Source organism: Guyparkeria hydrothermalis (assembly GCF_023555385.1).
Classification (GTDB): domain Bacteria; phylum Pseudomonadota; class Gammaproteobacteria; order Halothiobacillales; family Halothiobacillaceae; genus Guyparkeria; species Guyparkeria hydrothermalis_A.
The window spans coordinates 1,079,078-1,103,079 of the sequence record NZ_JAJSED010000001.1 but is presented as its reverse complement, the minus strand read 5'-3'; the positions used below and the strand labels follow the sequence as shown (position 1 = coordinate 1,103,079).

Annotated in this window: 17 protein-coding genes; 15 read left to right on the top strand and 2 right to left on the bottom strand. The window is 64.9% G+C overall.

Features of this window, described 5'->3' with window-relative positions; all coding sequences use genetic code 11:
• Positions 1 to 19 precede the first annotated feature (19 nt).
• The 6 genes from clpP (at position 20) to LV476_RS05050 (ending at position 8,764) form a co-directional block, all read left to right on the top strand.
• Complete coding sequence (clpP, locus tag LV476_RS05075) at positions 20 to 667, top strand: ATP-dependent Clp endopeptidase proteolytic subunit ClpP (protein WP_284047411.1); 648 nt, start codon at positions 20 to 22, stop codon at positions 665 to 667.
• A 110-nt stretch (positions 668 to 777) separates the two neighbouring features.
• The gene (gene clpX / locus LV476_RS05070) at positions 778 to 2,103 is read left to right on the top strand and encodes an ATP-dependent Clp protease ATP-binding subunit ClpX (RefSeq protein WP_250074064.1); all 1,326 of its coding nucleotides are present in this window, start codon (positions 778 to 780) and stop codon (positions 2,101 to 2,103) included.
• Positions 2,104 to 2,320: 217 nt separating this feature from the next.
• Positions 2,321 to 4,756 carry an endopeptidase La gene (gene lon, locus LV476_RS05065; protein ID WP_250074062.1) on the top strand — a complete coding sequence of 812 codons (2,436 nt, stop codon included), beginning with the start codon at positions 2,321 to 2,323 and terminating at the stop codon, positions 4,754 to 4,756.
• A 205-nt stretch (positions 4,757 to 4,961) separates the two neighbouring features.
• On the top strand, positions 4,962 to 5,234 hold the full coding sequence (locus LV476_RS05060) for an HU family DNA-binding protein (protein ID WP_250074059.1): 273 nt from the start codon (positions 4,962 to 4,964) through the stop codon (positions 5,232 to 5,234).
• 241 nt (positions 5,235 to 5,475) lie between these two features.
• On the top strand, positions 5,476 to 7,407 hold the full coding sequence (locus LV476_RS05055) for a SurA N-terminal domain-containing protein (RefSeq protein WP_250074057.1): 1,932 nt from the start codon (positions 5,476 to 5,478) through the stop codon (positions 7,405 to 7,407).
• Between the two features lie 52 nt (positions 7,408 to 7,459).
• The gene (locus LV476_RS05050) at positions 7,460 to 8,764 is read left to right on the top strand and encodes a dicarboxylate/amino acid:cation symporter (RefSeq protein WP_250074055.1); all 1,305 of its coding nucleotides are present in this window, start codon (positions 7,460 to 7,462) and stop codon (positions 8,762 to 8,764) included.
• Positions 8,765 to 8,842: 78 nt separating this feature from the next.
• Here LV476_RS05050 and LV476_RS05045 read toward each other — a convergent pair whose 3' ends face one another.
• Together LV476_RS05045 and LV476_RS05040 are read right to left on the bottom strand one after the other, a co-directional pair.
• On the bottom strand, positions 8,843 to 9,529 hold the full coding sequence (locus tag LV476_RS05045) for a DUF4395 domain-containing protein (protein ID WP_250074053.1): 687 nt from the start codon (positions 9,527 to 9,529) through the stop codon (positions 8,843 to 8,845).
• Between the two features lie 195 nt (positions 9,530 to 9,724).
• Positions 9,725 to 10,516 carry an enoyl-ACP reductase FabI gene (locus tag LV476_RS05040; protein WP_250074050.1) on the bottom strand — a complete coding sequence of 264 codons (792 nt, stop codon included), beginning with the start codon at positions 10,514 to 10,516 and terminating at the stop codon, positions 9,725 to 9,727.
• A gap of 110 nt (positions 10,517 to 10,626) precedes the next feature.
• Here LV476_RS05040 and LV476_RS05035 point away from each other — a divergent pair, with 110 nt between their 5' ends.
• The 9 genes from LV476_RS05035 to LV476_RS04995 all read left to right on the top strand — a co-directional run bounded on the left by LV476_RS05035 (position 10,627) and on the right by LV476_RS04995 (position 23,907).
• Positions 10,627 to 12,585: an extracellular solute-binding protein gene (locus LV476_RS05035; protein ID WP_250074049.1), complete on the top strand. Its 1,959-nt coding sequence runs from the start codon at positions 10,627 to 10,629 to the stop codon at positions 12,583 to 12,585.
• Positions 12,585 to 13,214: a hypothetical protein gene (locus tag LV476_RS05030; protein WP_250074047.1), complete on the top strand. Its 630-nt coding sequence runs from the start codon at positions 12,585 to 12,587 to the stop codon at positions 13,212 to 13,214. Before LV476_RS05035 ends, LV476_RS05030 begins: the two co-directional genes overlap by 1 nt.
• A complete protein-coding gene (locus LV476_RS05025; protein WP_250074045.1) occupies positions 13,215 to 14,273 on the top strand; it encodes a microcin C ABC transporter permease YejB in 1,059 nt (352 codons plus the stop codon).
• 145 nt (positions 14,274 to 14,418) lie between these two features.
• Positions 14,419 to 15,492 carry an ABC transporter permease gene (locus tag LV476_RS05020; RefSeq protein WP_250074043.1) on the top strand — a complete coding sequence of 358 codons (1,074 nt, stop codon included), beginning with the start codon at positions 14,419 to 14,421 and terminating at the stop codon, positions 15,490 to 15,492.
• Between the two features lie 109 nt (positions 15,493 to 15,601).
• On the top strand, positions 15,602 to 15,988 hold the full coding sequence (locus LV476_RS05015) for a winged helix-turn-helix domain-containing protein (RefSeq protein WP_250074041.1): 387 nt from the start codon (positions 15,602 to 15,604) through the stop codon (positions 15,986 to 15,988).
• Positions 15,985 to 16,821: a ferritin-like domain-containing protein gene (locus LV476_RS05010; RefSeq protein ID WP_250074039.1), complete on the top strand. Its 837-nt coding sequence runs from the start codon at positions 15,985 to 15,987 to the stop codon at positions 16,819 to 16,821. Before LV476_RS05015 ends, LV476_RS05010 begins: the two co-directional genes overlap by 4 nt.
• Positions 16,818 to 20,345: a DNA polymerase III subunit alpha gene (gene dnaE, locus LV476_RS05005; RefSeq protein ID WP_250074037.1), complete on the top strand. Its 3,528-nt coding sequence runs from the start codon at positions 16,818 to 16,820 to the stop codon at positions 20,343 to 20,345. Before LV476_RS05010 ends, dnaE begins: the two co-directional genes overlap by 4 nt.
• A gap of 107 nt (positions 20,346 to 20,452) precedes the next feature.
• Complete coding sequence (locus tag LV476_RS05000; protein WP_250074035.1) at positions 20,453 to 21,187, top strand: hypothetical protein; 735 nt, start codon at positions 20,453 to 20,455, stop codon at positions 21,185 to 21,187.
• An 881-nt stretch (positions 21,188 to 22,068) separates the two neighbouring features.
• Positions 22,069 to 23,907, top strand: a complete 1,839-nt coding sequence (locus LV476_RS04995) for an AMP-dependent synthetase/ligase (RefSeq protein ID WP_250074033.1) — start codon at positions 22,069 to 22,071, stop codon at positions 23,905 to 23,907.
• Positions 23,908 to 24,002: the final 95 nt, after the last annotated feature.

The following is a 24,002-nucleotide window of genomic DNA, read 5'->3' as shown; positions in this document are numbered from 1 at the left end:
GTATATACCGAGGTGACGAATGAAAGAGGCGTTTGAAAGCCACAACGGCGGCCAGGCGGAGATGAACGCGCTCGTGCCGATGGTCGTCGAACAGAGCTCCCGCGGCGAGCGTGCCTACGACATCTACTCGCGTCTGCTCAAGGAGCGGGTGATCTTCGTCATCGGCCCGATCGAGGACCACATGGCGAACCTGATCGTGGCCCAGATGCTGTTCCTCGAGTCCGAGAATCCGGACAAGGACATTCACCTCTACATCAACTCGCCGGGTGGCGTGGTGACCGCCGGCATGGCGATCTACGACACCATGCAGTTCATCAAGCCGGACGTGTCGACCCTGTGCATCGGCCAGGCGGCCAGCATGGGCTCGTTCCTGCTGGCCGGCGGGGCGGAAGGCAAGCGCTACGCCCTGCCGAACTCGCGCATCATGATCCACCAGCCGCTGGGCGGCTTCCAGGGTCAGGCCTCGGACATCAAGATCCACGCCGAGGAGATCATCAAGCTGCGCGAGCGCCTCAACGGCATCCTGTCGCATCACACCGGTCAGAGCCTCGAGCAGCTCGAGCGCGATACCGATCGTGACAACTTCATGACGGCCGACGAGGCTTGTGACTACAATCTGGTTGACAAGGTGCTCACCAGCCGCCAGAAGGCCGGCAAGGCGGACTAACTGCCTGCGCACACCGGCCGCGCCTTGGTGGTCGGTGACGCCATTCGGCCGAACGGCCACGCCCGCAACAGCGGCGAGGCCCGACCCAAGAGGTTCGACGAAACACAGCTATGGCTGAGAACACGAAAGATACGCAGGATCTGATCTGCTCGTTCTGTGGCAAGAGCCAGGACGAGGTGAAGAAGCTTATCGCCGGTCCGAACATCTACATTTGCGATGAGTGCGTCGAGCTCTGCAACGACATTCTGCGTGAAGAGGTGGAGAGCGAGGCTGAAGGTGGTCCGGAGCGCCTGCCGACGCCGCAGGAGCTGGTCGAGGCGCTCGACGAGTACGTCATCGGTCAGATGCAGGCCAAGCGCGCGCTCGCCGTGGCGGTCTACAACCACTACAAGCGCCTGAACCTGTTCGGCGAGCGTCGTCGCGAAGCGGAAGAGGACGACGTCGAGCTGTCGAAGTCCAACATCCTGCTGATCGGTCCGACCGGTTCGGGCAAGACCCTGCTGGCGCAGACGCTCGCGCGGGTGCTGGATGTGCCGTTCACCATCGCGGATGCCACCACGCTTACCGAGGCGGGCTACGTTGGCGAGGACGTCGAGAACATCCTGCAGAAGCTGCTGCAGCGCTGCGACTACGACGTCGAGAAGGCTCAGCACGGCATCATCTACATCGACGAGATCGACAAGATCACCCGCAAGTCGGAGAACCCGTCGATCACGCGCGATGTCTCCGGCGAGGGCGTGCAGCAGGCGCTGCTGAAGATGATCGAGGGCACTACCGCCTCGGTCCCGCCTCAGGGCGGGCGCAAGCACCCGCAGCAGGAATTCGTCCAGATCGATACTAGCAACATGCTGTTCATCTGTGGTGGTGCGTTCGCGGGGCTGGAGAGCATCATCCGTCAGCGGGTCGAGAAAGGCGGTATCGGCTTTGCCGCCGAGGTGAAGTCGGAGCTCGACCGGAAGGCCACTGACGAGCTGATGGCGCAGATCGAGTCCGAGGATCTCACCCGCTTCGGCCTGATCCCCGAGTTCATCGGCCGTCTGCCGGTCATCGCGACGCTGACCGAGCTTGACGAGGATGCCCTGATTCGCATCCTGACCGAGCCGAAGAACGCGCTGACCAAGCAGTACGAGCGGCTGTTCGACATGGAGGATGTCGAGATCGAATTCCGCGAGGATGCGCTGCGCGAGATCGCCAAGAAGGCCATCCGCCGCCGCACCGGCGCGCGTGGTCTGCGGACGATCATGGAGCACATCCTGCTCGACACCATGTACGAGGTGCCGTCGCTCAACAACGTCGACAAGGTCGTCGTCGACGGCGCGGTGGTCCGCGACGAGTCCGAGCCGTACATCGTCTACGGCAATGGCCGTGACGCCGCGGCCACGGCGGACGAGGGGAAGGAAGACAGCACACACGACAAGGCGTCGTCGGATCGCTGAACCGCGACTGTCGCGCCAACTCCGACGATCGGACACCCCGGCCCCGGCCGGGGTGTTTTTTTGTCTTCCGATCGTCGCGGCGTGCCTGACAGGGGGTGGTTGAAAAGCTATTCTCAGGACATACGTCAGGGGAAACCCCGATCTTCCGGCCACCGCGATTCAGCGGCCGCCGACACACCGCATACTCGCCACGAAGGCGCTACAGGTATACCGACATATGAGTCACAACGAACAAACATCCGAAGTCATCCCGGGCTCGCCGCGCCAGGTCGACGTCCTGCCGTTGCGCGACGTCGTGGTCTACCCGCACATGGTGATCCCGCTGTTCGTCGGCCGGCCAAAGTCGGTCGCCGCACTGGACGAGGCGGTCAAGGGCAGCAAGCAACTGCTGCTGGTGGCGCAGAAGGATGCCGAGAAGGACGATCCGGGCATCCAGGACCTGCACGGCGTGGGTACGCTTGCCTCGATTCTGCAACTCCACAAGCTGCCCGACGGCACCATCAAGGTGCTGGTCGAAGGCATTGAGCGTGTCGAGCTGGACCGCGTTCATGAACTCGACGGCCACCTGACCGCCGAGGTCCACTCGATCGAGTCCACGGCGGGCCTCGAGGAGCGCGAGGTCGAGCTGGAGGCGCGCGCGCTGCTCAACCAGTTCGAGAGCTACGTCAAGCTCAACAAGAAGACCCCGCCGGAGGTGCTGACCTCGCTGTCAGGCATCGACGACGTCTCGCGCCTGGCCGATACGATCGCCGCGCACATGGCGCTTGGCCTGGAGGAAAAGCAGGCCATCCTCGAGACCATCGACCTGCACCAGCGCATCGAGCGGTTGATGATGCTGATCGAGTCCGAGATCGACACGCTGCAGGTCGAGCGCCGCATCCGCGGGCGCGTGAAGCAGCAGATGGAGAAGAGCCAGCGCGAGTACTACCTCAACGAGCAGATGAAGGCCATCCAGAAGGAGCTAGGCGAGCTCGAGGACGGTGGCAACGAGTTGGACGATCTCGAGAACAAGATCGAAAAGGCGGGCATGACCAAGGAAGCGCGCGAGAAGGCCCGCTCCGAACTCAACAAGCTCAAGATGATGTCGCCGATGTCCGCCGAGGCGTCGGTGGTGCGCAGCTACCTCGACTGGATGGTCGCGGTGCCGTGGAAGAAGCGCACGCGCATCAAGCACGATCTCGAGGCCGCCGAGGCGGTGCTCGAGGCGGATCACTTCGGCCTGGAGAAGGTCAAGGAGCGGATCATCGAGTACCTCGCGGTCCAGACCCGCGTGCGCAAGATGGCCGGTCCGATCCTCTGCCTGGTCGGCCCGCCGGGCGTCGGCAAGACCTCGCTGGGCAAGTCGATCGCCAAGGCGACCAACCGCAAGTTCGGCCGTATTGCCCTGGGTGGCGTGCGTGACGATGCGGAGATCCGCGGCCACCGTCGTACCTACGTCGGCGCCTTGCCCGGCCGGATCGTGCAGGCACTGTCCAAGGTCGGCACCAAGAACCCGCTGATCCTCCTGGACGAGGTCGACAAGATGGCCTCGGACTTCCGTGGTGATCCGGCGGCGGCGATGCTCGAGGTACTCGACCCCGAGCAGAACAAGGCGTTCGCCGACCACTACATGGACGTCGACATCGACCTGTCCGAGGTGATGTTCGTCTGCACGGCGAACAGCTACAACATCCCCGGGCCGCTGCTCGACCGGATGGAGACCATCCGCATCGCCGGCTACACCGAGGACGAGAAGACCGAGATCGCCAAGCGCTACCTGCTGCCCAAGCAGATCAAGGCCAACGGCCTGAAGGACGGCGAGCTCAAGGTGAGCGACAACGCCATCCGCGACATCATCCGCCACTACACCCGCGAGGCGGGCGTGCGCAATCTCGAGCGCGAGCTGGCGAAGATCTGCCGCAAGGTGGTGCGTGAGCTGATCACCGCCAAGGACAAGTCGGGCGTCTCGGTCACGCCAAAGAACCTCGACAAGTACCTGGGCGTGCAGCGCTTCGACTTCGGTCGCGCCGAGGAAACCGACCAGATCGGGCAGGTTACCGGCCTGGCCTGGACCGAGGTGGGCGGCGACCTGCTGACCATCGAGGCGACTACCGTGCCGGGCAAGGGCAACCTCAAGTACACCGGCAAGCTCGGCGAGGTGATGCAGGAATCCATCCAGGCGGCCCTGACCGTTGTGCGTGCCCGTGCCGATGCCCTGGGCATCGATCCGGACTTCAACCAGAAGACCGACATCCACGTGCACGTGCCGGAAGGGGCGACGCCCAAGGACGGTCCGTCAGCGGGTGGCGCGATGTGCACCGCGATCGTCTCGGCGCTGACCGGGATTCCGGTCAAGGCGTCGGTCGGCATGACCGGCGAGATCACCCTGCGCGGCGAGGTTCTGCCTATCGGCGGGCTGAAGGAAAAGCTGCTCGCGGCCCAGCGTGGCGGGATCGAGACGGTGCTGATCCCCGAGCAGAACCGCAAGGATTTGGCCGAGATTCCCGACCAGATCAAGAAGAAGCTCGACATCCGTCCGGTGCGCTGGATCGACCAGGTTCTCGAGGCGGCCCTGATCCGCATGCCGATGCCAAACGAGACCACGCCGTCGGGCGATGTCGGTCTGATCGAGAAGAAGAAGCGCGGCGGCAAAGGCAAGAATCTGGCGCACTGATCGGGGCGAAAATTGTTGGTTATGCCAACCGTCCCCGCCAGAAAGCGCTTTGCGCGGGCGATTTGCGTGTTGACACGCCGAAGGTCGCACTTGTATAACTGTTTTCGCTGTTTCCGTGCGGTGGCCAGCTGCGCGGCGCCCTGGCGGGGACGCGCGTTGAGCCGGGACCCGAACAGACACTTTTTTCACCAAGGGATGACAAGGTATGAACAAATCTGAACTGATCGATGCGATGGCCGAGAACGCTGGTATTTCCAAGTCGGCGGCCGCGAGTGCCCTGGATGGTTTCATCGATGCTGTTGGTGGTGCGCTGAAGAAGGGTGACCAAGTCACGCTGGTTGGCTTTGGCACGTTCCTGGTCCGCGAGCGCGAGGCCCGCACTGGCCGCAACCCGCGCACCGGTGAGACGATCAACATCAAGGCATCCAAGTTGCCGTCCTTCAAGGCGGGCAAGGGCCTCAAGGACGCGGTCAACTAAACGACCAGTCACAGAGAAATTGCGGGTGCAGGCCGGTTCGCCGGCCGCGCATCCAACGAGAAGGGGCGGAGACGCCCCTTTCTTTTTGCCCCTCTCTTTTGCCTGTTGTCGGCTAGGAGGGCAGGGCGCGCATGGGCCCTGAGCTCGGCCCTGCTATCATGCCCCACGATTCGCGGTGCCGATGGGCCGACCGCGGGCAACGCCCCACACAGAACAGACCCGAGACGGGAGTGACGCAGACATGTTGATGGATATCCGCGAGAAGATTCGCGGCTGGCTGGCTTATGTAATCGTTGGTTTGATCAGCATTCCGTTCGCGCTGTGGGGCGTGGGCGAATACCTCGGTGGCGGCAAGGAGCAGCCGGTCGCCGTGGTCGACGGCAACGAGATTACCGCTCGTGAACTGGACCAGGCCTTCAGCGATCGCCGCCAGCAGCTGATCGCGCAGAGCAACCGTCAGATCACTGCCGAGATGATCGAGCAGATGGGGCTCAAGCGCCAGGTGCTCGACCAGATGATCAACGAGCGGCTGCTGGTGACCTTCGTTCGCGAGCAGGGCTACGTCGTCCCCGATCAGCTGGTGGCCGCGACGATCCGCGACATCTCCGCGTTCCAGACCAACGGGCAGTTCGATCGCGAGGTCTACCAGCGCCGTCTGGCCCAGCAGGGCATGACGGTCGATCAGTTCGAGAGCGACGTCCGTCGTGATCTGCTGTTCAACACCCTCGACAACGCGCTGGTCGGCAGCGCCTTCGTCACCGACCCCGAAGTGCAGCAGCTGGTGGCACTGCGCGACCAGTCGCGCCGTCTCGGCCTGATGCGTATCGACCGCGATGCGGTGGCCGATGCGATCGACCCGGCCGACGAGGCCACCCTGCGTGCCTACTACGAGGAGCACGAGGCGGATTTCCAGCGCCCGGAACAGGTGCGCCTGTCCTACGTCGAGATCACCCCCGAGACGCTGGCAGCCGAGCAGGAGATCAGCGAGGCGGCACTGCAGTCCGCCTATGAGGACTTCAAAGCCCGCGAGGCGGGCGAGGCTGTGCGCAAGGCGCGTCATATCCTGATCCAGGTGCCGGGCGACGCCGATGCCGAGACGATCGAGTCGGCCCGCGAGCGCCTCGAGAATGCCCGTCAGGCAATCGCCGATGGTGAGGCGAGCTTCGAGGACAAGGCCGCCGAGCTGTCCGACGATGCGAGCACCAGCGACCGCGGTGGCGACCTGGGTCGCGTCGAGGAGGGCGATATCTCTGAATCGTTCTACCAGGCCGTCGCGGATCTCGAGGAGGGCGCCGTAAGCGAGCCCGTTCGCACCCGGTTCGGCTGGCACCTGATTCAGGTGTACGAGGTCGGTGAGGCCGAGGTAGCACCGCTCGAGGCCGTGCGCGATGACCTGCTCGCCGACCTGCGTCGCGATCAGGCGGAAAGCGCCTACTACGACGCGGCCGAGACCCTGGCAAGCACCAGCTACGAGCAACCCGACAGCCTCGTCCCGGCCGCCGAGGCCCTCTCCCTGTCCGTCGAGACCAGTGACTGGATCAGTCGTGAAAAAGGCAAGGGCATCGGCCAGTACCCGGCGGTGCGTGCCGCTGCTTTCGACGAGGCGGTGGTCGGCGAGCGCTTCAACAGCGAGCTGATCGAACTGGACAACAGCCACGCCGTGGTGGTGCGTGTCGAAGCGCATCGGGACGCCGAGGCCCGACCGTTCGAGGCCGTGCGCGACGAAGTCGCCGCTCAGTGGCGTGCCGAGACGCTGGAGACCACGCTGGCCGAGCGGGCCGACGCCCTCCAGGAGGCATTGGCCAAGGGCTCCGATCCGGCTGCCCTGGCCGAGGAGTCGGCCGCTGCATCCTGGCTGGCTCCCGCCTGGTACGAGCGCCGCGACGCCGGTGAGGACATGCCCGCCGCTGCCCTGACCGCCGGCTTCGCCCTGACGCCGCCGGGCGAGGGTGAAATCGCCACGGCGTCCACCACCCTCAAGGGCGGCGACAAGGCCGTGGTGGCCCTGATGGGAGTCAAGGCCGGCCAGCCGGCCGAGCTCGACGCCGAAACGCGGTCACAGCTGGCGCGCCAGCTGCAGAACAACCAGGCCAACCGCCTGATCGAGGCGTTCATGCGCTCGCTGCGCGCCGAGTCCGAGGTTGAGATCCGCGAAGACGCTCTCGACGACTGACGACCGCCGACCCGACCCGCCACTTCGGTGGCGGACAAGACGGAGTTGAGTCATGGCCTTGCACTGGCAGATCGTCACCGCCCTGATCGCCGCCTTCATCATGGGCGCACTGTTCGGCACCGAGGCGGCCGGGATTCCCCTGGGCAGCATCTACGCGTTCGTCGGGGGACTGTTCCTCGACGCGCTCAAGATGCTGATCGTGCCGCTAATCGTCGCGTCGATCATTTCCGGGGTGGCCAGTATCGGGAGCGCCGGCGGCGTCGGCGCGCTGGCCGGACGCACCGCGATCTACTACCTGTTCTCCACGACCCTGGCCGTGACCACGGCGTTGCTGGTGATGAATACCCTGTTGCCGGGTGTGTCCGACGGCCAGCCGCTGTCCGAGACGGTGGCCCTGCCGCCGATCGGCGACGAGGTGAGCGGCCGGCTGGAGGGCAAGGAGCTGTCCGAGTTCTTCAACATCCTGCGTGACATGGTGCCGGCGAATATCGTCGCGGCCGGTGCCGAGGCGCAGATGCTCGGTCTGATCTTCTTCGCCATCCTGTTCGGCATCGCGCTTACGCGCGTGACCTCGCCCAAGCAGCAGGTGGTCAAGGACTTCTGGGCCGGCGTGCAGGACGTGATGATCCAGATCACGCACTGGGTGATGCGGGTCGCGCCGATCGGTGTCTTTGCCCTGGTGGCCGGCGTGATTGCCGAGAGCGGCCTGTCGGTGCTGTTGCCGATGCTGGACTTCTTCATGGCGGTGGTGATCGGTCTGGCGATCCACGCGGTGGTGGTCCTGCCGCTGGTGATCTGGCTGGTGGCGCGCCGCTCGCCGATCCGATTCGTCCAGGCGATCTGGCCGGCGTTGCTGGTGGCTTTCTCCACCAGTTCCTCGGCAGGCACGCTGCCGGTCACCCTCAATGCCCTGACGCAGCGGGCCCGTGTGTCCCGCGAGACCTCCTCGTTCGTCCTGCCCTTGGGGGCCACCATCAACATGGACGGTACGGCGCTGTACGAATGCGCAGCGGTCCTGTTCATCGCCCAGGCGTACGGCGTCGACCTGTCGCTTTCGATGCAGGTGCTGATCGTGGTGCTGGCGCTGGTCACCTCCATCGGGGTGGCCGCCGTGCCCTCGGCGAGCCTGGTGGCCATCGCCCTGATCCTAGGCGTACTCGGTCTGCCGCTGGAGGCGATGGGGCTGCTGCTGGTGGTCGACCGACTGCTCGACATGCTGCGCACCTCGGTGAACGTCTACAGTGATGCCACCGGTGCGGTGGTCGTGGCCCGGCTGCGCGGCGAGGAGCGCGTGCTGATGGATACCCGCCCGGACGAAGCCGAGGCTGCAGAGGACACCGCCGGCGAGCGGAGTTGACCGTTCCGAGCGCGCACCGCACAGCGTAAAAAAAGCCCGCCAGACGGCGGGCTTTTTTGTTTTCCGACGGTCTCGTCGTCAGTAGGAGAGGCTGTCGAGGTCGATCTCGTCGAAGTTCCGGTCGGTCACCTCGACGTTGTCCTGGATGTTCCAGAGGTTGTACTCGGGAATGGCCCACAGCAGCGCGAGGAAGCCGACTACCAGCAGCACCTGCCACCACTTGACCCGCTGGATCGGTTCGAGCTGCTTGATCTTGCAGGCGCCGCCCGGGCAGAGCTGGGCCTTCTGGCCGGTCAGGAGGTTGTAGGTCACGCAACCCAGGCAGATGCCGAAGGCGGCCTCGAAGGCGAGGAAGAACAGACAGGCCGAGCAGCCGATCAGGTTCATCAGCCCCGTGTTCGCCTCGATGAAGACCACCCAGATCATGAAGGCCGCGATCAGCAGGCCGATCCCCCAGGCGACGCGCTTCTGCGGGGCGCCCACGTATTCCACTTCCTGGTTCCGCGTGATCAGGCGGCCCATGATCATGAACGGTGCGAACTGCGGGTTGACCAGCACCCGAAGGCCGAACTCCACCGTGAAGGCGAGGATCAGCAGCCGTTCCCACATGAAGTTGCCCGTGAGGAAGCCTTGGGCGAAGGCGAAGCCTGCAAACAGGGCGAGCAGGCCGGCTGCTGCCCGCGCCTCACGTTCGTTGATTACCCGAACGGGGTACTCGTCAACGCGCTCGCCGAAGTGAAAGATCTTGCGCAGGCCGGTATCCATTTCCGATCTCCTCCAGAATGTTCTGAAAAGCTGATGCATCCATTGACCCGGATGGTGGCGCTGCGTTCGGTGTAATACCAATTAAACTTTTCTCGCCGCGGTATTCACGCTTTATCAATCGGTGCGTTGTCGATGCACCAAAAAAAGGGCGCCCGAAGGCGCCCTGCGTGACTCTCGTCGGTTGGGGGGCGAAGGTCAGTCCTCGCAGCGGCCCATGCCGGTGATGAAGTAGCCCGAGTCGACATGCACGTTCTCGCCGGTCACGCCCGAGGCCAGATCCGAGCAGAGGAAGGCGGCGGTGTTGCCGACCTGCTCGATGGTCACGTTGCGACGCAGCGGCGCGTTGGTGGCGACGTAGTCGAGGAAGCCCTTGAAGTCACCGATGCCGGAGGCGGCCAGCGTCTTGATTGGGCCGGCGGAGATCGCGTTGACCCGGATGCCGCGCTCGCCCAGGCGCGAGCCGGCGAGGTAGCGGACGGTCGCTTCCAGCGAGGCCTTGGCGACGCCCATGACGTTGTAGTTTTTCATCACGCGCTCGGCGCCGAGGTAGCTCAGGGTTAGCAGCGCGCCCTCGTCGCGGATGTGTTTCTCGCCGGCCTTGGCCAGCGCGGCGAGCGAGTAGGCCGAGACGTCGTGCGCCTGAGCGAAGGCCTCGCGGGACATGCCGTCGAGGAAATCGCCGTCGAGCGCTTCGCGCGGGGCGAACGCCATGGCATGGATGACGATGTCGACGCCTTCCGGCCAGTGCTCGGCCAGCGCCGGGAACAGGTTGTCGACCTGCTCGTCATCGGTAGCGTCGAACGGCAGGTAGATGTTCGAACCCAGATCCTTGGTGGCCTTCTCGACCTTCGGCTTGAAGCGCTCGTTGAGGTAGGTGAAGGCGAGTTCGGCGCCTTCGCGGTGCATGGCCTCGGCGATGCCGTAGGCGATCGAGCGGTTGTTGGCGATGCCGGTGATCAGGGCACGCTTGCCGGATAGGAATCCCATGGGTCTCTCCTGTGTTCCAAAAGATGGCGACGGCCGCATCTTTTCCGGCGGTGAAAACCACCGGACGATGCTTGGTCTGTGTCCGATTTTCACCGTATTGTATTCGCCTGATGAGCAACAAGCATCCCAAAACCGGGCATTGCCCGCCGTCCGGTCCCGAGTCGAACTCCGTCGGGGCAGGGCAGAACCTCCTCTCGCCGGATCGGCGCCTGTTCCTGCGCCGCATGGCCGGCATCGGCGGAATGGCCGCAACCGGCGCATGGCCGGGGCTGGCTCAGGCGGCCGGCTTCGCCGAGGGCCTGGGGTACGACCCGGGCTACCCGGCGGATATGCCGCATTTCGAGTACGTCAACGCCGACGCGCCGCGCGAGGGGTCGCTGACCCTGTCGGTATTCGGCACCTTCGATTCGCTCAATCCCTTCGTCCTGAAGGGGCTGTCCGCCACCGGCACCAACAGCCTGCTGTTCGACACGCTGGTGGTGCGTTCCTGGGACGAACCGTTCTCGGTCTATGGCCTGCTGGCCGACCGGCTGGAGCTGGCCGAGGATGGGCTCTCGGCCACCTTCCGCGTCAACGCCGATGCCCGCTTCGTCGACGGCCGACCAGTCACCGCGCATGACGTGGTGTTCAGCTTCGAGACCCTGGTGGGCGAATCGGCCCACCCCCGCTATCGCTACTACTGGGCCGACGTTGCCAGCGCCGAGGCGGTCGATTCCCTGCATGTCCGCTTCGATTTCCGCCGCGTCAATCCCGAGCTGCACATGATCATCGGCGAGCTGCCGGTGTTCTCGCGCGATGCGCTGGCCGAGGTGGATTTCGCCGAGTACTCGCGGACGCCGCTGCCGGGCAGCGGGCCGTACATGATCGAGGCGATCAATTTCGGCCGCGATATTCGCTATCGCCGCCGCGACGACTACTGGGCGCGCGACCTCGGCGTGAACCAGGGCATGCACAACTTCCGTACCCTGGGTTTCAAGTACTACAAGGACGAGACCGTTGCGCTCGAGGCGTTCAAGGCCGGCGAGTTCGACGTCTTCCACGAAACCAATTCCAAGCGCTGGGCGCGCGCCTACGAGGGCAAGCCCTTCGCCGAGGGGCGCATCCGCCGCCGCGAGATCCCGCATCACAACAATGCCGGCATGCAGGGCTTCGCCATGAACACGCGCCGGCCGCTGTTCGCGGACCGGCGCGTGCGTCGGGCGCTTAACCTGGCCTTCGATTTCCACTGGTCGAACGTGCACCTGTTCTACGGCCAGTACAGCCGCTGCGAGAGCTACTTCTCCAACAGCGAGATGGCGGCCACCGGGATCCCGGAAGGGCGAGAGCGAGAGCTGCTCGAACCGTTTCGTGACCAGTTGCCGGCCGATCTGTTCGACGAGCCTCACGTGGTGCCGTTTGCTGCCGACCCCGATGTGCAGCGTGGCAACCTGGTCGCGGCGCAGACCTTGCTGGCCGAGGCCGGCTGGGAGGTGGTCGACGGCTGGCTGCGCAACGAGCGCGGTGAGCCGTTTCGCTTCGAGATCATGCTGGCCCAGCGCGGCTTCGAGCGTATCGTCGCTCCCTTCGCCTACAATCTGCGCCGGTTGGGGATCGACGTCTCCTACCGCACCATCGACGTGGCGCTGTACCAGCGGCGCATGAACCGCTTCCAGTTCGACATGACGGTGGTTGCCTACGGTCAGTCGCAGTCGCCGGGCAACGAGCTGCGCGAGTTCTTCGACAGCGCCGCGGCTAGCCGCGACGGCTCGCGCAATTACTGCGGCATCGAGCACCCGGCCGTCGACGCGATGATCGACGAGGTGATCTACGCCAAGGATCGCGAGGCGCTGGTGATCGCCTGCCGTGCGCTCGATCGTGTCCTGATGTGGAACGAGTACCTGGTGCCCAACTGGTACATCGGTGCCCACCGGATGGCGTGGTGGAATCGCTTCGGCTACCACGACGAGCCGTTGCCGCGCTATTTCAGCGCCGCCGAGTGGGTCATGCAGAGCTGGTGGGAGACCCATGCCGAGGCACAGCCCGGCCCGGTAATCAACGATGTGAGCAGCCTTGACGGAGGGAAGGCGTGATGAGAATCCCGATCCGATCGATCACGGCCGGCTCGGCCTTCATGCTTGCAGCGGCCGTTCTGCTGGCCGGCTGTGCAGGCCCGCGTTATGCCACCGAGGTGCGCTACGTGCCGCCGACCGGCGAGGAAGGCAAGAGCTGCATACAGGGCTGCCAGACCGAGCAGAAAGCCTGTCAGGCCGACTGCCAGTCGCAGCGCGAGTCGTGCATCGCGAACATCCAGCCGACGGTGGATGCCGCTTTCGACCAGGCCCTGCGGCAGTACGAGTCCGAGCGCCAGGTCTACATGCGCGAACGCAAGTTCTACCAGCTCGACCGCCGGTTGAGTTTCAGCGCTCACCGCGCGCCGTTCTTCCGTAGCTACCCCGATCCGTTCTGGTACATAGACCACCCGTACTTCGAAGATCCGCCTGTGCCGCCGGTGGCACCTGGGCGTGCCGGCATCCGCGAACAGATCATCAACGAGGAATGCAACGCCGACTGCGGCTGCCAGGACACATTCGACCAGTGCTACGTCGGTTGCGGCGGGCAGGTCGAGCGCCGGGTGGTCTGCGTCGAGAATTGCGAGGGCGAGGCGCAGGAATCGCGCCCGCCGGAGAAGCCCGCCGAGACGCCGGGAGGCGGCGACTAGATGGGCGCCTATATCGCCAAGCGCCTGGCGCTGATGATACCGACGCTGTTCGGCATCCTCCTGATCTCGTTCGCCGTGATCCAGTTCGTTCCCGGCGGGCCGGTCGAACAGCTGATGATGCAGCTGAAAGGGGGCACGCAGGGCGCGGCGGCCGAATCGGGCGGCCAGTTCACCGGCGGGCTCTACCGCGGCGAACAGGGCCTGGGCGAGGAGCAGATCGAGCAGTTCCGCGAGTTCTACGGCTTCGACCAGCCGGCCTGGAAGCGCTTCGGCGACATGCTCGGTAACTACCTCACCTTTGATCTCGGCGAGTCGTACTTCTACCAGCGCTCGGTAGGCGAGCTGATCGTCGAGAAGCTGCCGGTGTCGATCAGTCTCGGGGTGTGGACCTTCCTACTCACCTATCTTGTCTCCATCCCGCTCGGGGTGGCCAAGGCGGTGCGTGATGGCACCAAGTTCGACTCGATCACCTCGACCGTGATCCTGGTCGGCTACGCGATTCCCGGTTTCGTGCTGGGTCTCGTATTGCTGGTGCTGTTCGGCGGCGGCAGCTTCGTGCAGTGGTTCCCGCTGCGCGGGCTGACCTCGGACAACTTCGAACAGCTCTCGTTGATGGGGAAGATCGTCGACTATTTCTGGCACCTGGCACTGCCGATCACCGCGATGGTGGTGGGCAACTTCGCCGTGATGACCATGCTGACCAAGAACAGCTTCCTCGAGGAGATACGAAAGCAGTACGTGCTGACCGCCCGCGCCAAGGGGCTGGCCGAGCGCACGGTGCTCTACCGCCATGTCTTCCGCAACGCGCTGATCCCGATCATCACCGGCTTTCCGGCGGCGTTCATCGGCGCGTTCTTCACCGGCAGCCTGCTGATCGAGACCATCTTCTCGCTCGACGGGCTGGGGCTGTTGTCCTACAACGCCGTGCTGCAGCGCGACTACCCGGTTGTGCTCGGCACGCTGTACGTCTTCAGCCTGATCGGCCTGTTCGGCAAGCTGCTCTCCGACCTGGTCTACGTCTGGGTTGATCCACGCATACACTTCGAGGCGGTGCGCTAATGACGGCACCACGCAAAAACTACTGCGCCACCCGATTGCGGCGTCGCGTGCTCGCTTGCTCCTCGCCTATCCGTTCGATATGTCTCGTCGCTCGCTGTGCGGCTCCTTGCACTCGGGCGGCTCGTGACGTTTTTGCGAGGTGCCTGTGAGTATTGTCGATGCCGGAGCCGAATCCGCGGTCGCCAAGGGCAGTGGTGCCGAGACGCAGATCTCGACGGCCTCGCGTGCCTGGAAGCGCTTTCGCCGCCACCGCCGCGGCTGGATCAGCCTGTGGGTGTTCCTGGCGCTGTTCGTCCTCAGCCTAGGTGCCGAGCTGATCGCCAACGACCGCCCGCTGCTGGTCCAGTACCAGGGCGAGCTGCTCTTTCCGCTGTGGAACGACTACCCCGAGACGCGTTTCGGCGGCGACTTCGCCACCTCGGCGGATTACACCGACCCGCACGTGATCGAACTGATCGACCGCAACGGCTGGGCCCTGCGCGCGCCGATCCCGTTCTCCTTCGATACCATCGACTACTACAACGAGGCGCCCAATCCGGCCGCGCCCAACAGCCGCCACCTGCTGGGTACCGACGACCGCGGCCGCGACGTCGCCGCCCGGCTGATCTACGGCTTCCGCATCTCGGTGCTGTTCGCGCTCGCCCTGACGGTGATCGGCACGGCCATCGGCGTGCTGGCAGGCGCGGTGCAGGGCTATCTCGGCGGCAAGACCGACTTGGTGTTCCAGCGCTTCATCGAGGTCTGGTCGGCGTTGCCGGAGTTGTATCTGCTGATCATCTTCGCCTCGATCTTCGAGCCGTCGATCGGGCTGTTGCTCGCGCTGCTGGCCCTGTTCGGCTGGATGGGGCTGTCGGACTACGTCCGCGCCGAGTTCCTCAAGGGCCGCAACCTCGACTACGTCCGGGCCGCCCGTGCGCTGGGGGTCTCCGGCCCGCGGCTGATGTTCCGCCACTTGATGCCCAATGCGATGACGCCGGTGATCACCTTCCTGCCGTTTCGCATTTCCGGGGCGGTGCTGGCGTTGACCAGTCTCGACTTTCTGGGTCTGGGCGTGCCGCCGAGCACCCCGTCGCTGGGCGAACTGCTCTCGCAGGGCAAGGCGAACATCGATGCCTGGTGGCTGTCGGTCTCGACCTTCTTCGTCCTGGTCGGCACGCTGGTGCTCCTGATCTTCGTCGGCGAGGCCACCCGCGACGCACTCGACACCCGGCGCGGCTGAGGCAGCCGCCCTGAACCCCTCCGGTTCCGGTTGCCACCCGGGCGACTCGCTCGGGTATCATGTCGCGCAGAGATAGTCCCCCATACGCCCCGTCACGGATCGATCGCGCATGCCCAAGAAATCCCGCCAGAATCGACTTCCCGGCCAGGCCTACGCACCGGGGATTCACGCCCGGCTGTGGCTGATCGACGAGGCCGGCGAGCACTATCTCGGCGTGGGCAAGGTGCGCCTGATGGAGGCGATCGACGAACTCGGTTCGATCAGCCACGCCGCCCGCACCCTCGGCATGAGCTACAAGCGCGCCTGGTCGCTGATCCAGGAGGTCAACCAGCTCGAGGACGAGCCCTACGTGGCCAAGGAGGTCGGCGGTGCGGGCGGCGGGCACGCCACGGTCACCGAGACCGGCCGCGCGGCGATCGCCCGCTACCGCGAACTCGAGGATGACCTGCGCGCATTCCTTGCCCAGCGGGCCGCCAAGCGGGGAGGGCAGGCATGACCGACACGCTTCGCGAGCGCGCCGGCCGGGCCCTGCGCGACAACGACCCGGCCACCAAGGCCGATGCCGTGCGCGCCCTGTACGACGAGTCGATGGCCATGCCGGATGATCAGGTGCCACTGCCGCCGTCCTCGGTCGAACCAATACCCGATCCGGGCCGCCCGTCGCGCCCCGAGCTGGTCGCCCCGCGCGACGTGCCCAAGCGCGGCCCGGCCACGCCCGAGGGCCGGGCATCGATGGCGCATTCCTTCGCGCACATCGAGTTCAACGCCATGAACATCGGCCTGGATGCCTGCTACCGCTTCGATGCCATGCCGGCGGATTTCTACCGCGACTGGCTGTCGGTGGCGCGCGACGAGGCCAAGCACTTCGAGTTGCTGGACGCCTACCTGCGTGAGCGCGGCTACCAGTACGGCGCGTTCCCGGCGCACGCGAGCCTGTGGGAGACTGTGCACGGCACCGAGCATGACGTGCTGGTGCGCATGGCGCTGATCCCGCGCGTGCTCGAGGCCCGCGGGCTGGACGTCACCCCCGGCATCCAGCGCAAGCTCGCCCAGTACGACGACGAGCCGCTGATCGAGATCCTCGATGTCATCTACACCGAGGAAATCGAGCACGTCCACATCGGCACGCGCTGGTTCCGCTATGCCTGCGAGCAGCGCGGCGTCGACCCGCGCGCGACCTTCCGCGAGCTGTTGCAGCAGTACATGAGCGGGCGTATCCGCGGCCCCTACGACGAGGTCGGCCGCAAGGCCGCCGGCTTCACCGACGGCGAGATGCAGGATCTCAAGGACATGGAAGCCGAGACACTCGCCATGCTGGAGGGCAAATGAGCTTCGTCCACCTCCACGTGCACAGCGAGTACTCGCTGATCGACGGCACCCTGCGCGTCAAGGACGCCGTCAAGCAGGCCAAGGAACGCGGCATGCCCGCCATCGCCCTGACCGACCAGGGCAACCTGTTCGCGATGGTGAAGTTCTACAAGGCCGCCCTTGGTGCCGGCATCAAGCCGATCTTCGGCGCCGACTGCTTCGTCTACGAGAACGCCCAGACCCCGCCGTTGCGCGTGGTGCTGCTCGCGCAGAACGACGCCGGCTTCCTGCATCTCACCGAACTGCTCTCGCAGGCCTACTGCGAGGGCCAGCACGACGACAAGCCCTGCCTGAACCGCGACTGGCTCACGCCCGAGAAGACCGACGGGCTGATCGCGCTGATCGGCGTGGACAGCGATCTCGGCCGCGGGCTGGTCCACGGGCTCGATCACGTGGTCGACGAGGCGCTCGCATTCTGGACGCAGCGCTTCCCCGACCGGCTGTATCTCGAGCTCACGCGCACCAACCGCGTCAACGAGGGCGCGTTCATCGAGTCGGCGGTGGATCTGGCCATCGCGAAGGATCTGCCGGTCGTTGCCAGCAACGACGTGCGCTTTCTCGACCAGACGGACTTCGACGCCCACGAGGTGCGCGTCTGCATCAACCAGGGCCGCACGCTCGAGGACCCGCGCCGCCCGCGCGACTACTCCGATCGCCAGTACCTGCGAACGGCGAACGAGATGCGCGAGTTGTTCGCCGACATCCCCGAGGCGATCGACAACAGCCTCGCCATCGCCGAGCGCTGCAACGTCACGCTGAAGCTGGGCGAGAACTTCCTGCCCAACTTCCCGACCCCCGCAGGGCAGTCGGAATCCGACTACCTGCGTGAGCTCTCCAAGCAGGGGCTGGAAGGGCGTCTCGAGCGGGTGCCGGAAACCGATCATCAGACCTACCGCGAACGCCTCGAGCGCGAGCTGGACGTCATCATCCAGATGGGCTTCCCCGGCTACTTCCTGATCGTCGCGGACTTCATCCAGTGGGCCAAGCGTCAGGACATCCCGGTCGGGCCGGGGCGGGGCTCGGGCGCCGGCTCGATCGTCGCATGGGCATTGCTGATCACCGACATCGACCCGATGGCCTACGACCTGCTGTTCGAGCGGTTCCTCAACCCCGAACGGGTCTCGATGCCCGACTTCGATATCGACTTCTGCATGGAAGGCCGCGACCGGGTGATCGACTACGTCGCCGAGCAGTACGGCCGCGACGCCGTCTCGCAGATCGCCACCCACGGCACCATGGCCGCCAAGGCGGTGGTGCGCGATGTCGGCCGGGTGCTGGGCTACCCCTACGGCTTCGTCGACCGCATCGCCAAGCTGATCCCGTTCAAGCCGGGCATGGACGTCTCGCTCGACGATGCCCTCGGGCGCACCGAGAAGAGTCAGAAGGAGCCGGAGCGCTACTCGGCCGATCTCAAGGACTTCTACGACCGCGACGAGGAAGTTCAGGCCATCATCGACATGGGCCGTGCCCTGCAGGGCCTGCCGCGCTCGGTGGGCAAGCACGCCGGTGGTGTCCTGATCGCGCCCTCCAAGCTTACCGACTTCACGCCGATGTTCTGCGAGGCGAACCACGCCTCGCCGGCCTCGCAGCTCGACAAGGACGACGTCGAGGCCGTGGGGCTGGTCAAGTTCGACTTCCTGGGCCTCCGGAACCTCACCATCATCGACTGGGCGCTCAAGGCCATCAACGCCACGCGCGAGAAGGCGGGCGAGGAGCCGATCGACATCTCGGCCATCCCGATGGACGACCCCAAGAGTTTCGAGCTCCTGAAACGCTGCGAGACCACCGCGGTGTTCCAGCTCGAATCCAAGGGCATGAAAGGCCTGATCAAGAAGCTCCAGCCGGACAACTTCGAGGAAATCATCGCCCTGGTGGCCCTGTTCCGCCCGGGTCCGCTCGACTCGGGCATGGTCGACGACTTCATCCTGCGCAAGAAGGGCGAGCAGCAGGTCGAGTACCTCCACCCGTGGCTCGAGGAGGTGTTGAAACCCACCTACGGGGTGATCGTCTACCAGGAGCAGGTCATGCAGATCGCGCAGATCCTGGCCGGCTACACCCTGGGCGGCGCGGACCTGCTGCGCCGGGCGATGGGCAAGAAGAAGGTCGAGGAGATGGCCAAGCAGCGCCAGATCTTCCTCGACGGCGCCAAGGAGAAGGGGGTGGACGTCGACGAGGCGGGCTACATCTTCGACTTGGTGGAGAAGTTCGCCGGCTACGGCTTCAACAAGTCGCACTCGGCCGCCTACGCGCTGGTCGCCTACCAGACGGCCTGGCTCAAGGCCCACTACCCGGCGTACTTCATGGCCGCCGTCCTGTCCGCGGACATGGACAACACCGACAAGGTGGTCGGTCTGATCGAGGAGTGCCGGCGCATGGAGCTCGACGTGGTGCCGCCGTCGGTGCAGCGCTGCGCCTACCGCTTCACCGCCGGCGGCGAGCGCGAGATCGTCTACGGCCTCGGCGCGATCCGCGGGGTGGGCGAGGGCGTCATCCAGCGCATCGTCGAGGAGCGCGCCGAGAACGGCCCGTTCGCCGACATGAACGAGTTCTGCCAGCGCGTCGGTGCCGGCACGCTCAACAAGCGCGTGCTCGAAGCGATGGTCTGCGCCGGGGCCCTGGACGAGCTGGGCCCGTCACGCGCGGCATTGCACGCCCACATCCCCGAGGCGATGAAGGCGGCCAGCCAGGTCGCCACCGCCGCCGAGGCTGGCATGAGCGACCTGTTCGGTGGCATGGACGAGCCGGAGACGGCGGTCGCCAGCCCGATCAAGCCGCTGCCCGAATGGTCCGACGACGAGCGCCTGCGCCTCGAGAAGAACATGCTCGGGCTGTACCTGACCGGCCACCCGATCAACCAGTACCTCGACGAACTGACCCGCTTCATCACCGGCCGTCTCGATACCCTCACCGACAAGGCCGAGTCCGCCGCGGCGGCAGCCGGTGGCGGCTTCGTCCGCGGCACGCCGGCGGTGGTGGCCGGGCTGTGCGTCGCCGAGCGCACCATGCGCACCCAGAGCGGTGACAAGCAGCTGTTCATCACCCTCGACGATGGTCGCGGCCGCGGCGAGATGCGGCTGGTGGGCGACGACATCGAGGTGCTGGCCGACCGGGTCGCCCGTGACCAGCTGGTGATCGTCGAAGGCGACGTCTCCTTCGATTCCTTCAATGGCAACCTGCGCATCCGTCACAAGCGGCTCTATACCCTCGGCGAGGCGCGGGCGCGCTTCGCACAGTGCGTCACGATCGCGCTCACCCCCGACTGCGGCATCGAGGCGACCGAGCGGATGCTGGATATTATCGAGCCGTTCCGCGAGGTGGAGGGGTTGCCGGTGATTGTCGAGGTGCAGAGTGAATTGGGGCGGGGGGCGTTCCGGTTATCCGACGAGTGGCGGGTGGCGCCGGAGGCTACGTTGATGGAGCGGTTGGAGGAGTTGGATACCGTTACCAGGGCAGCGGCTTACTATCCCGGACGAAACGGCTCGTAAATAACCCGCTAGTCACCTTAACTGTATCGAGTAAGTCGTCTCGCCTCAGGGGGTATATGAGGCATGACATTGCTCTCGTGAAGTATCCTTTGGGGTGAGTTTCTTTCATGGCGCGAGTTACGATCCAGCAGAAACTATCTGTTAATCAGGAGCTGATAACTTCAGCGAGGCTGATTAAGGCAGGGCTTGGTCAAGTCCAGTCTTTGCATGGTGGAAATGATTTTTACCATCTTCCTTTGTTGACGTTGGCTTCAGGTTTCGAGCGGTTGATGAAGGTTACTTTGAGCTTTCGGTTTTTAGAGACTGAGGGAAGGTTTCCAGGAATAAAAGAAATTCCAGTGGGTCGTAACGGTCATGATCTAACCTTTCTTTTGGAGCTCGTAAAAAAGAAATGCTTCCTCCCAGGTTATGTGGGGCACATCCCTGTTGCCAAGGAAGATTGGGATTACCTTGAGAGTGATAGATTTCTCTCGTTTCTTGAAGCGCTTACTCGTTTTGGGAAGTCGGCCAGGTACTACCATGTGGACGTTGTGTTGGGAAAAGATCCTGACTCTTTGCCACCAGAGAGGGAATGGGAGGCAATCGAAACAAGCATATTTTTATCTAGGGATGATCTAGTTCAAGAGATGGATGAGAATCCAGCTTCTCGGAATATTTATCGCGAACTTAACTCAGAGATGGTCGTCATCGGAGAAAGGTTTGCTCGGTCGTTGGCTAGGCTGTACACGATAGGGCGAATCGGCTCAGAGGCTAAGGCGCATATGGCCCACCTGTCACCTTTTTGGGGATTAAAAGATTCGGAGTTGGGCCGTAGTTCTTATGATCCCTTTGGCCGAGTGTGAGTTCCCACGAGGCTTTTAGGTGGCTCAGAGCCTAATTGTGTAGGTTGCTGGTGAAAAAATTTCACGCGCCGGTTGAGTGAAGGGGGCGTCCTTTATCACGGTGCCCAGCGCGCGAGGCTCTTTTCTTGCTTGTCCAAGAAAAGAGGCGAAAAGAAGGACACCCCGACGCCTTGGCCCTGCGGGCCTGATCGCTGCCGCGATCAGCCTCGCGAACGGGGAAGCGCGGACGGGTCGGTTCGACGCGACGTCGTATCGCGGCGAACCTCGGGCTTGCGTCCATGCAAGCCCGACCCTGCGATTCCCCGCTCGCGAGGCAAGGCGTAAGGGGACTCGTCCTTCGATCCGACGATGTTTCCTGATTTAGGTCGGGCACGCGCCTTGTGATTTCGGTGGAATGGTGGCTGGCACAGCGGTAAACGAAGGTTTGCTTCCCTTTCGGGTTGCCTCACGGCCGGCGGCTGGCCGGGGTCGGAGCGACACGGACGTCGCTCCGAGACTCGCCGCGACACGATGTCGCGTCGAGCCGACCCCGAAGCCGGCCGTCGGTCGTGAGGCTTCTAGGTCGCACGGAAGTCCGGCCTAGAAGGCCCGAAGGGCCAAGCCGTGGGGTGTCCTTCTTTTCGGGTGTTTTCTTGGACAAGCAAGAAAATACCCTCGCGCGCCGCGCACGGCGGGTGGGGCTGTGCCGCATTACGCAACCGGCGTGCGAAACCTCCCCCGCGCCACATCACCACCATGTCCGAGAGTCCTTGGTCTTGGTGATAAATGGCCTTGCAACAGGCTTTTGGCGGTTGATGGCCCATAAAACTCTATGCCGTTACCTGATGTAGCGCCGCTGATACACTCCGGCAAGTCACAGGAATGTCACCCGGAGGAAATCGATGTCCTCGCCCAACCCGACCCACGCCGGTAATTCGGCGGATCACCGCGTCACGCCTGCCCAGGCCGTCAACCTGAGCGGGCTTTTTTTCGAACGTGTCGCGCGCACGCCGGAGGCGATCGCCTACCGGCAGTACGATCCCGGTTGCCAGGACTGGATCGACACCACCTGGGGCGACATGGCCTACGAGGTGGGGCGCATCCAGGCGGCGATGAAGCGGGACGGGCTGGAACCCGGCGACCGCGTCGCGATGATGCTCAAGAACGCCCGCGAATGGGTGCTGTTCGATCAGGCCGCGCTGGGGCTGGGGCTGGTGACGGTGCCGCTGTACACGGACGACCGGCCGCAGAACGTGGCGAACATCATCAAGGAGACAGAGGCGAAGCTGCTGGTGGTCGACGGCCGGCGCCAGTGGCGCGGGCTGGAGGCAGTCTCCGACGGCTTCGAGACCCTCAAGCACATCATCACCCTCGCGCCGATCGACGTGGAGGACGGCGCCAAGGACAAGCACCTGGAATCCTTCGCCGACTGGACCTTCGGTGCGCGCGGCGAGCCGGTACGCCTGGAGTCCGACGGCCAGACGCTGGCCTCCATCGTCTACACCTCGGGCACGGCAGGGCGGGCCAAGGGCGTGATGCTCACGCACAGCAACATGCTGGAGAATGCGTTCGCCTGCTCGAAGGTCGCCTCAATTACCGCCGACGACCTGTTCCTGTCCTTCCTGCCGCTGTCGCACACCCTCGAGCGCACCGGCGGTTACTACCTGCCCATGATTTGCGGCTCGACCGTCGCCTTTGCCCGCTCGGCGCAGCAGCTGGGCGAGGACCTCGGCATCATCAAGCCGACCCTGCTGATCTCGGTGCCGCGCGTCTACGAGCGGGTCTACGATCGCATCGGCTCGGCACTCAAGAAAAAGGGCGCGCTTGCCCAGAAGCTGTTCCGCCTGACGGTGGACGTGGGCAGTGCGCGTTTCGAACGCCGGCAGGGCCGTGGCGGCAGTGCGGCGAAGGCTGCGTTCTGGCCGCTGATGGACCGGCTGGTGGCGGGTAAGCTGCGCGAGCGGCTCGGCGGTCGGCTCCGCTACGCCATCTGCGGCGGCGCGCCACTGTCGCCGGAACTGGCGCGGGTGTTCACCGGTATCGGCGTGCCGGTCCTGCAGGGCTACGGCCTGACCGAGGCGAGCCCGGTGGTCTCCGTGAATCGCCCGGGCGACAACCGCCCCGAGACCATTGGCACGACGCTCGAGGGCGTGCAGGTGCGCCTCGGCGAGCAGAACGAGCTGATGGTCAAGAGCGCCGGGGTGATGCAGGGCTACTGGAAGAACGACGAGGCGACCGCCGCGGCGATCGACGAGCACGGCTGGCTGCATACCGGCGACCAGGCGGCGATCGACGAGGACGGACATATCCGCATCACCGGCCGGATCAAGGACATCATCGTCATGGCCAACGGCGAGAAGGTACCGCCGGCGGCGATGGAGTCGGCGATCGGTCTCGACCCGCTGGTCGACCAGGTGCTGGTGCTCGGCGAGGGCCAGTCGCAGCTGGCGGCACTGGTGGTGGTCGAGCCGGAGACGTTTGCCGCCCTGATGCGCGAGTTCGACCTGGACCCGGAGGACCCGGAGACGGTGGCCGACCGCTTCGTCGAGAAGCTGGTTCTCAAGCGCATCAACGGCCAGCTGGCGGACTTCCCCGGCTACGCACAGATCCGTCGGGTGAAGATCCTCACCGAGCCGTGGACCATCGAGGACGGCCTGATGACACCGACGCAGAAACTCAAGCGTCCGCTGATCGAGAAGGCGCACGCCGAGGACATCGCCGAGCTGTTCAACGGGCGCTAGCCCATCACTCGCTCACGACAGACTTCGGACGCCGGTCGCTCGACCGGCGTCGGCTGACCCGCGCACGAAATCGAAGAAAAAACACAACAAAAGAG

Coding starts and splice junctions, on each gene's coding strand:
- LV476_RS05000 (WP_250074035.1), top strand. CDS start 20,453: ATGGCGCGAGTTACGATCCAGCAGAAACTATCTGTTAATCAGGAGCTG.
- clpX (WP_250074064.1), top strand. CDS start 778: ATGGCTGAGAACACGAAAGATACGCAGGATCTGATCTGCTCGTTCTGT.
- LV476_RS04995 (WP_250074033.1), top strand. CDS start 22,069: ATGTCCTCGCCCAACCCGACCCACGCCGGTAATTCGGCGGATCACCGC.
- LV476_RS05035 (WP_250074049.1), top strand. CDS start 10,627: ATGAGCAACAAGCATCCCAAAACCGGGCATTGCCCGCCGTCCGGTCCC.
- LV476_RS05050 (WP_250074055.1), top strand. CDS start 7,460: ATGGCCTTGCACTGGCAGATCGTCACCGCCCTGATCGCCGCCTTCATC.
- LV476_RS05060 (WP_250074059.1), top strand. CDS start 4,962: ATGAACAAATCTGAACTGATCGATGCGATGGCCGAGAACGCTGGTATT.
- LV476_RS05015 (WP_250074041.1), top strand. CDS start 15,602: ATGCCCAAGAAATCCCGCCAGAATCGACTTCCCGGCCAGGCCTACGCA.
- dnaE (WP_250074037.1), top strand. CDS start 16,818: ATGAGCTTCGTCCACCTCCACGTGCACAGCGAGTACTCGCTGATCGAC.
- LV476_RS05055 (WP_250074057.1), top strand. CDS start 5,476: ATGTTGATGGATATCCGCGAGAAGATTCGCGGCTGGCTGGCTTATGTA.
- LV476_RS05030 (WP_250074047.1), top strand. CDS start 12,585: ATGAGAATCCCGATCCGATCGATCACGGCCGGCTCGGCCTTCATGCTT.
- lon (WP_250074062.1), top strand. CDS start 2,321: ATGAGTCACAACGAACAAACATCCGAAGTCATCCCGGGCTCGCCGCGC.
- LV476_RS05040 (WP_250074050.1), bottom strand. CDS start 10,516: ATGGGATTCCTATCCGGCAAGCGTGCCCTGATCACCGGCATCGCCAAC.
- LV476_RS05025 (WP_250074045.1), top strand. CDS start 13,215: ATGGGCGCCTATATCGCCAAGCGCCTGGCGCTGATGATACCGACGCTG.
- clpP (WP_284047411.1), top strand. CDS start 20: ATGAAAGAGGCGTTTGAAAGCCACAACGGCGGCCAGGCGGAGATGAAC.
- LV476_RS05045 (WP_250074053.1), bottom strand. CDS start 9,529: ATGGATACCGGCCTGCGCAAGATCTTTCACTTCGGCGAGCGCGTTGAC.
- LV476_RS05010 (WP_250074039.1), top strand. CDS start 15,985: ATGACCGACACGCTTCGCGAGCGCGCCGGCCGGGCCCTGCGCGACAAC.